The following is an 8,424-nucleotide window of genomic DNA, read 5'->3' as shown; positions in this document are numbered from 1 at the left end:
TCGAAGTGTTCTGCGAAGGGACGAGCAACCCCTGGGGAATCGCTTGGGACGCCGAGGGGAGCGGATTCGTGAGCGCCTGCGTCGTCGATCATCTCTGGCATCTCACAGAGACTGGCTACTATCTCCGTCAAGGAGGGCCGTATCCGCCGTTCACCTGGGTCTTGCCGTCGATCGTCAAGCACCATCATCAGAAAGCGGCCTACTGCGGGCTGCTCTATATGGACACCGACGCGTTCCCCGAGCCGTATCGCGGCAAGCTGGTGATGGGAAACATTCACGGTAGTTGCCTCAATGTCGATTCGCTCCAACGCAACGGCTCGACGTATCTTTCGAGCGGCGAGCCGGATCTGCTGACGGCGAACGACGCCTGGTTCATGCCCGTTTCACAGAAGATTGGCCCCGACGGCTGCCTATACGTGCTCGATTGGTATGACCAATATCATTGCTATCAAGACGCTCAGCGCGATCCCGGCGGCATCGATCGCTCCTATGGGCGGCTCTATCGCATTTGCTACAAAGGCACTCCGCACGCGGGGAAGATCGATCTCTCGAAAGAGACGGACGCCGAATTGATCGAGCGGCTAAGAAGCCCGATTATCTACTATCGCGAAACGGCCCAGCGGCTGCTTTCCGAACGGAATAGCGCGCAAGCTCGGCCACTCTTGCAAGCGATTGTGCTCGATTCGTCCGCGGCGCCCAAGGCGCAGATGCACGCGCTCTGGTCGCTCATCGGCGCGGGACCGCTCGACAAGGACTTTCATCTCAAGCTGCTTCGCAATGAAGATCCCAGCTTGAGGGCGTGGGGAGTTCGCGCGGCGGGGAACGCGAAGAAGGTTGGCGAGTCCGTCGCCGAACAGGTGAGGAAAATGTCAGCCGATCCATCCCCCGACGTGAAGCTGCAAGTGGCTATCGCCGCCCGCAAGATCGAAGGGCTCGATGCTCCCGCGATTCTGCTCGACGCGCTGGCACATGCCGGCAAAGACCCGCTGATCCCGGCGATTGTTTGGCAGAATCTGCAACCGCTGATGGACGATCGCGCCGATGAGATTCTGAAGCGCGTCGCGGAAAACGAATCGCTGCGAGGCGCGTCGGGATTCGCTGAAGTCTTGCCGCGACTGATCGAGCGAACGATCGGGCGGGTCAATCCGGACATCGGACCGATCGTCACTCTGTTCGCGCTGGCCTCGAAAGGGGATCATCCCGACGTGCCGGCGAGCCAGAAATGTCTGGCCATGCTCGCCGAGAAGATTCAGGACCGCGAGCTGAACGGCCCTCGGCTCGATGAGCTGCGGGCGAAGCTCGAGCCGCTCATCGCGCCGATCGTTTCCGGTCCTCGGAATGGCCCGCTATTCATGAACGCGGCGCTATTGAGCGCCACATGGAAAGACTCTTCGGCAATCGCGGCGATCCGGGAGGCGCTCGTGGCCTCGGACCAATCTGATCCGCTGCGGTTACAAGCGCTGGCCGCGCTCTTGGCGGCGGGAGACTCGAACGCGCTCGACTCGGTTGCCGCGATCCTCGCTAAACCGAAGCAAAGTTCGATAGCCCTGCGGGCGGGCATCCTCGGCGCGCTCGGGAGGGCCGAGGATGCCCGAGTCGGCCAGATCGTGCTCAAGAACTTTCAACAGCTTGAACCTGAGTTGCAGCCCAAAGCGATCGAGCTGCTCACGCAACGTCCCGAATGGGCCAAGCCGCTGTTGGACGCGATCGGCCGACAGGAAATTCCATCCAGCGCTCTCAACGTCAATCAGGTGCGAAAGCTGCTGGCCAGCCATGACGACGATCTGGTTGCAATGGTGACGTCCAAATGGGGATCGGTCCGCACGGAGCGCAATCCACAGCGCGAGCAAGTCGTGGCCGATGTGCGCAAGCTGCTCACGGCCAAGCACGGCGACGCTAAGCAGGGGGAAGTCGTCTTCAAACGGGTCTGCGCCCAGTGCCACAAGATCTATGGCGAAGGGCAGGATGTCGGACCGGACATCACGGCCAACGGCCGAGCCTCGTTCGATCAATTGCTCTCGAACGTCTTGGACCCGAGCCTCGTGATTGGCGCAAGCTATCAGGCCCGTCTCGTAACCACGACCGACGGCCGCACGCTCACGGGCCTCTTGGCCGAAGACAGCCCGCAGCGAATCGTGCTCAAAGAGCAAGGCGGCAAATTGGAAACGGTCCCGCGCTCCGAGGTCGAATCGATTACTGTCAGCAAACTCTCGCTTATGCCCGAGGGACTGGAGAAACAACTCACCGAGAAAGAACTCGTTGATCTGTTCGAGTTTCTTCTGTGGGACAAGCAGCCGAGCGATCCGGCCGCAAAGCGCCTCCCCGGCGCGCCGCGATAGGGTTACTGTACACGTCACGCTCCGCCATGACCACGTTCTTCACGGCAGTGCGTGAGGCGTGCACTCTTCGATTCGGTGGCAATGGCGAGCGGGGCGCCTTCTGGGCCCGGCCAGTGCTGACGCATCGACCGTAAAGCATGTCCACGCCGACCCGCTTGCGTGCCCAGAGGGTGCCCAGCGACGCGTCGACACGGCACCCGGTTATCGCCGCAGCCGTTTGACGGCGGTGCCCAATCCACCTGCAAAGATCGCCCACGTTCGCCGCACGGTCGGGTGCTATCTGACCGACAACCGGCTGCCGGCTGAAGCGTATCTCGATAGGCGATTGGGAGTTGCTGCAAATCAGCACCATTTACACGGGACGCGCGGCATGATGTTTGCGTTTACAACGTTGCGCTCCATGCCGAGGCGGTGCATGACGAGCAACTTCATCTTGCACCGTCCTTCCGAGGAACCATCGTGATCCGAGAACGGCGCGAATCGTTGGTCGTGATCGGCAATGGGATGGCGGGCGCGAGGGTCGTCGAGGAGATTCTTCATCGCTCGCCCGATCGGTTCACGATCACGATGTTCGGCGACGAGCCGCACGGCAACTACAACCGCATTCAACTCTCGACTGTGCTGGGGGGCTTTACCGATCCGGAAAAGATCACGCTCAATTCACTCGATTGGTATCAGCAGAATCGGATTCGGTTGCACGCCCCCGTGCGCGCCGAGCGAATTGATCGCCGCGACCGGGTCGTTTTCGGCCGAGCGAAGAGCGGGCAGAATGGCAGCTCGCGGCAGATCGAGCTGGCCGAGCCGTATCACAAGCTGATCATCGCCACCGGCTCGCGGCCGTTCGTGCCGCCGCTCGAAGGGCGCGACAAGCCCGGCGTGTTCGTATTCCGCACTCTCGACGATTGCTGGAAGATCGCCGATGCCGCGCGACAATCGAAGCGGGCTGTCGTCGTCGGTGGCGGCCTGTTGGGCCTGGAGGCCGCGCGCGGGCTGTTGAACTACGGCGTCGAGGTGACAGTGGTCGAGGTCGCGCCGCATCTCATGGTGCAGCAGCTTGATCCCGCCGCCGGCGCCATTCTGAAGCAAAAGATGGAGTCGCTCGGCGTCCACGTCGTCACGGGGCAGCAAGTCACCCAAATCCTCGGCGACGACGGGGTCACGGGGATCAGCTTCAAGGACGGCACTTCGATCGACACCGACATGGTGATCGTCAGTTGCGGAATTCGCCCCAATTCCGAGATCGCCAAGGACTCTGGGCTGGCCGTCGAGCGGGCCATCGTGGTCGACGATCAGATGCGTTGTTCCGACGAAGACATTTTCGGCGTCGGCGAATGCGTGCAACATCGCGGGCGAGTGTACGGATTGGTCGAACCGCTTTATGAGCAAGCCAAGGTGCTGGCAGACCTGATCTGCGAGACCAACCCCGCCGCCCGCTACGAAGGCTCGCGGCTGGCGACATCGCTCAAGGTGATGGGGGTCGAGTTGACATCGATCGGCGACGGGAACTCGCCGGTGGCTGAATTGCAAAACGCCCAGGTGCTCGTCCATAGCGATCCCGAGCGCGGACAGTATCGCAAGATGGTGATTCGCGACGGTCGGCTGACCGGAGCGATCGTTCTCGGCGGCAGCGAGAGTGTCGGCCTACTCATGCGGCTCTTCAAACGCAACGATCCGGTGCCCGACGAGCCGCTCGAGCTGCTGGTCGGCCGGTCGATCGGCTTCGGGGACGATGCCAATGCCGGGCTGGGCGTTGCGGCAATCGCGGACGACGTGGACATCTGCAATTGCCATAAAATCACCAAAGGGCACATCGTCGATAGCATTCGTGCCGGGGCGACGAGCGTTGACGCTTTGGGGAGCGCGTGCAAGGCCGGCACCGGATGTGGAAGTTGCCAAACTTTGCTCGGCCAATTGATCACCGCGTATTCAGGCGCCGAGCAGGCCGATGCTCCCGAGAAGCTCAATAAGATTGAAGTCCTCAAGCGCGAGCGCGAGCCGCTCGACATTTTGCCGGACATTCACCAACATGCCGCCTCGGGCGATTGGAAGAAAATCACCGAGGAAGAAACGCACTTGATGAAGTGGCGTGGCCTGTTCTTCCGCAAGCAGACGCCCGGCAACTTCATGATGCGGATCCGCTCGACGGCGGGCCACATGAACTCGCGGCAATGGCGGATGATCGCGCAGCTTTCGGACCAATATGGCCACGGATTCTGCGATCTGACGACGCGGCAGCAGGTGCAAATGCGTTGGTTCACGATCGGCGACGTGCCGGATATCTGGGAGCAGCTCGAAGCGGTCGGATTGACGACGTTGCAAACCGGGATGGACAACGTCCGCGGCGTTTGCGGCTGTCCTGCCGGCGGGATCACCCCGAACGAATTGTTCGACGCCACGCCGATCGCCGAGGAATTCACTCAGATGCTCGTCGGCAACACGGAGTTCACGAATCTGCCGCGGAAATTCAACGTCACGATCACCGGTTGCTTGGAGAATTGCTGCCACCCCGAGACGCAAGACATCGGCCTCGTGCCGGCGATCAAGGAGATCGACGGCAAGAAAGTCGCCGGCTTCAACGTGCTGGCGGGAGGCAAGCAGGGCTCCGGCGGTTATCTGCCTGCTGCGGGCCTCGATGTATTCGTCGCTCCAGAGCAGGCGGCCGACATTTGTCGGCAGATCACGTTCATCTTCCGCGATCATGGTTCCCGTCAAACGCGCACTCGGGCCCGCCTGGCGTTCTTGATCGAGGACCGCGGCGTGGCTTGGTTCCGTCGCGAGTTGGAGCGGCGCGTCGGGCGGCGATTGCCTGCGGCCGGCACGGATCAGCGAAAGAAGAAGCACACGGACCACATCGGCGTCTTCCGCCAGAAGCAGGCCGGGTTGAATTTTATCGGCCTGTGCGTGCCAGTGGGCCGGATCACCACCAAACAAATGCGCGGCATTGCCGACTTGGCCGACCGCTACGGCGACGGCGAAATCCGGCTCACCGTGACGCAGAACCTGATTCTTCCTGGCATACCCGACGCGAAACTGGGCGATCTTACCGAGGAGCCGCTGCTCAAGGAGTTGTCGTACAACCCGTCGCCGGTGATGCGCGGGCTCGTCTCCTGCACGGGCATCGACTATTGCCACATGGCGCTGATTGAGACGAAAGGCTGGGCGATCGAGGTGGCCAAGCAGTTGGAGAAGAAGCTCGGCGACGACCTGGAAAAGGTCGCCCCGCTGTCGATCCATTGGTCCGGCTGCCCGGCAAGCTGCGGCATGCACCAGGTCTCAACCATCGGCATGCAAGGCTGCCGCTCGCGGTTGGCCAACGGCGAGATCGTCGATGCCGCGCACGTGTTCGTCGGCGGCTCGACCGGTCCCAAGGCTAAAGTCGCAGCCGAACTCTTGCACGATGTTCCCTGCGATCAACTTGCCGACGCGCTCAAATCACTTGTCCAACACGCACCAAGATAGGAAGGGTTTACCATGTACGCAGACGCGATCAGCGCGCTTGCCGATCAGGCCGTGGCCAAGCTGGCCGCCCAGCGCCGCTCAATTGTCGGTCATTTCGTTCGCTCGATGCTCGCCGGGATGTATGTCGGCGCGGCGATCGTGCTGATCTTCACGATTGGGGCGTTCATCAATACGACCGCTCCGGGGGCCGTTAAATTGCTGATGGGCGTTTGCTTCGGCGGGGCGTTGACGATCGTGATCTTCGCCGGCTCTGAGCTGTTCACTGGCAGCAATCTGGTGCTCACGCTCGGAGTGCTGAGCAAGAAGGCCAGTCCGCGCGATCTGGCCAGCAACTGGATTTGGACCTGGCTGGGAAACTTGGCCGGAAGCATGCTACTGGCCGTGATCGTCATCCGCTCGGGCGTGATGAGCGCCGATCCGGTAAAGAGCTTCGTGCTCAAGCTGGTCGAAACCAAGATGAATCTTCCCGTCGAGCAGCTTTTCTGGCGGGCCGTGCTGGCCAACTGGCTGGTATGCCTCGGCGTCTGGATGGCGATTCGCACGAAGGAAGACATCGCCAAGATTCTGCTCATCTGGTGGTGCATGTTCACATTCATCACTTGCGGCTACGAACACAGTATCGCCAACATGTGCGGGCTGTTCCTCGGCATCCTGTTGCCGCACGGCGATGCGATCACTTGGGGTGGATATTGGTACAATCTCGCCTTGGCGACGTTCGGCAACGTCATCGGCGGGGCGGGTTTCGTCGGAATGCTCTACTGGCTCGGCAGCCCGAAGGCCCGCGAAGCCAGCCAGCCGATTTCGCTGAGCGAACCCGTGCTCGCAGCAACTAACGGCGCGCCGCACTCGCAAGTTCGCGAGGCCGGGCTGGTCGGCAGCAAATAGGGCCGCGTTGCTGCCGAATTGTTGCGAGGGGGGCAGGCATCGGGTGCCGGAGAGGTGTTCATCCCGATTCAAGTAAAACTCGAATGTCTTGCCAGCCGTAAGCTACTTCAATCAATTCCTGTTCGCCAATCTTGATCGGTTCGACCGCGATTTCATGGCCGCCCCACGCCGCATAACAATATCGATATTCGTTGCCCTGCAACGCCCAAACGATCAAGCTCGTGATTTGGGTTTCAAGTAAGGCGGTCGCGAATCGACCCAGGAGCCGTCTTCCGATACCCTGCCTCCTCCAATCCTTCAGAATATAGATTGAGTAGATCTCGCCTCCGAAGTCGGTGCGACCGGTTCGTTCCGGGCCGCCATTGATAAAACCAACGACCTGGACTTGCTCGTGCGCGGCGACCAAAGTGTGACATTGTGGTTGCTGTATTTTTGTGGTCCATTTTGCGGTGTGCGTTTCAAGAGATAGGTTATTCAGGTATTCTTCGGCCACGATCGGCCGATAAGTATCCCGCCAGGCCGCGATATGACAGCTCGCGATGGCTTCGGCGTCTTCTTCGACTGCTGATCGGATCGTCACCATTTGCCGGCCTTTGCGTTGGAAACATCGCCAAGCAATACGGCTCTCAATGGCTTCGAACCCGATTAACGAACGCCTCGTAGTCGGCCGGCGTGTCGATGCCGACGGTGGGCTCGTTGACGACGCCGACGAGGATTTCGTGGCCGGTTTCGAGCACGCGAAGTTGTTCGAGGTTTTCCAGCGTTTCGAGCGGCGTACGCGGCAGCCGCGCCAATTGCATTAGAAACTCTCGCCTATATGCATACAGCCCGATGTGCTGATAAAAATGCGAGGGCTCGGCGACCAACAGCCGATCGTCCCATTCTCGCGCGTGCGGAATCGGACTGCGGCTGAAGTAGAGAGCAAAAAAGGGGTCGGGAGTCGTTTCGGTCCGCGCCAAGCCTGAGCCCCGAATTGCAACCGAAACGACTCCCGACCCCTTTTTTGCGAACACCACTTTGACGCAGGCTGGGTCGTTCAATTGTTCGCGGGTGCGGATCGGAGTGGCCAGCGTGGACATCGCTACAGAGGGGTTGTCCTCCAGGAGCCGAGTCGCCAGGTCGATCGTATCGCCGGAGAGTTCCGGCTCATCACCTTGCACGTTGACAATAATATCGATGCCGTCGAGCAGCGGAGCGATTTCGGCGATCCGGTCCGTGCCGCTGGCGCAGTCCGGACTGGTCAAATAGACCTCGCCGCCGAAGGAGCGGACTTCCGCGGCGATTTCCGCGTGGTCCGCGGCGATACAAACTCCCCGCGGCCGCTTCGCTCGCCGCGCTGCTTCGTAAGTGTGCTGAATCAGCGATTTGCCAGTCTCGCGGAGCAGCAGCTTGCGCGGCAACCGCGTCGAGTGCAGACGGGCCGGGATGACAACGTAACTGGCTAAATTCGGTCGCTCGGCCGTTCCGTCCATGACGACTAGTCCCAAAGGGTCCGGCAATGCCGTGTTGGCGATAACTATACCGATACGGCGCCCCACGCGCGTAGCGGAATTCGCCGGAATTCCGAGATCGAGAAATGCAAAGAGCGCTGAATTCTTGCGAACTGGGTATTTACTTGACTCCACCGACCCCAACCTGTAGTGTTGGGGCATGGCTGAGGATTATCCTAAAACGCTTATGGATTTTGAGCATCGCTTTGCCACGGACGAGGCATGCCGAGATTACTTGCTTGCTCTCCGCT

Annotated in this window: 5 protein-coding genes; 3 read left to right on the top strand and 2 right to left on the bottom strand. The window is 60.8% G+C overall.

What is annotated here, in order from left to right; translation table 11 throughout:
- The 3 genes from VGY55_02315 to VGY55_02305 all read left to right on the top strand — a co-directional run.
- On the top strand, positions 1 to 2,339 hold a 2,339-nt coding region (locus tag VGY55_02315; GenBank protein HEV2968793.1), incomplete at its 5' end, for a dehydrogenase.
- A 459-nt stretch (positions 2,340 to 2,798) separates the two neighbouring features.
- Entirely contained in the window at positions 2,799 to 5,798 is a 3,000-nt protein-coding gene (locus VGY55_02310; protein ID HEV2968792.1) for an FAD-dependent oxidoreductase, read from the top strand.
- A 12-nt stretch (positions 5,799 to 5,810) separates the two neighbouring features.
- Positions 5,811 to 6,683 carry a formate/nitrite transporter family protein gene (locus tag VGY55_02305; GenBank protein HEV2968791.1) on the top strand — a complete coding sequence of 291 codons (873 nt, stop codon included), beginning with the start codon at positions 5,811 to 5,813 and terminating at the stop codon, positions 6,681 to 6,683.
- Between the two features lie 58 nt (positions 6,684 to 6,741).
- On the opposite strand, the gene VGY55_02300 is transcribed toward VGY55_02305, so the two are convergent.
- Both VGY55_02300 and VGY55_02295 read right to left on the bottom strand, forming a co-directional pair.
- On the bottom strand, positions 6,742 to 7,266 hold the full coding sequence (locus VGY55_02300; GenBank protein HEV2968790.1) for a GNAT family N-acetyltransferase: 525 nt from the start codon (positions 7,264 to 7,266) through the stop codon (positions 6,742 to 6,744).
- Positions 7,267 to 7,309: 43 nt separating this feature from the next.
- The gene (locus VGY55_02295; GenBank protein HEV2968789.1) at positions 7,310 to 8,155 is read right to left on the bottom strand and encodes a 3-deoxy-manno-octulosonate cytidylyltransferase; all 846 of its coding nucleotides are present in this window, start codon (positions 8,153 to 8,155) and stop codon (positions 7,310 to 7,312) included.
- Positions 8,156 to 8,424: the final 269 nt, after the last annotated feature.

The sequence above is a fragment of the Pirellulales bacterium genome, from assembly GCA_035939775.1.
GTDB lineage: Bacteria > Planctomycetota > Planctomycetia > Pirellulales > DATAWG01 > DASZFO01.
The sequence above is the reverse complement of the archived record's forward strand: the minus strand, read 5'-3'. Positions and strand labels throughout refer to the sequence as shown.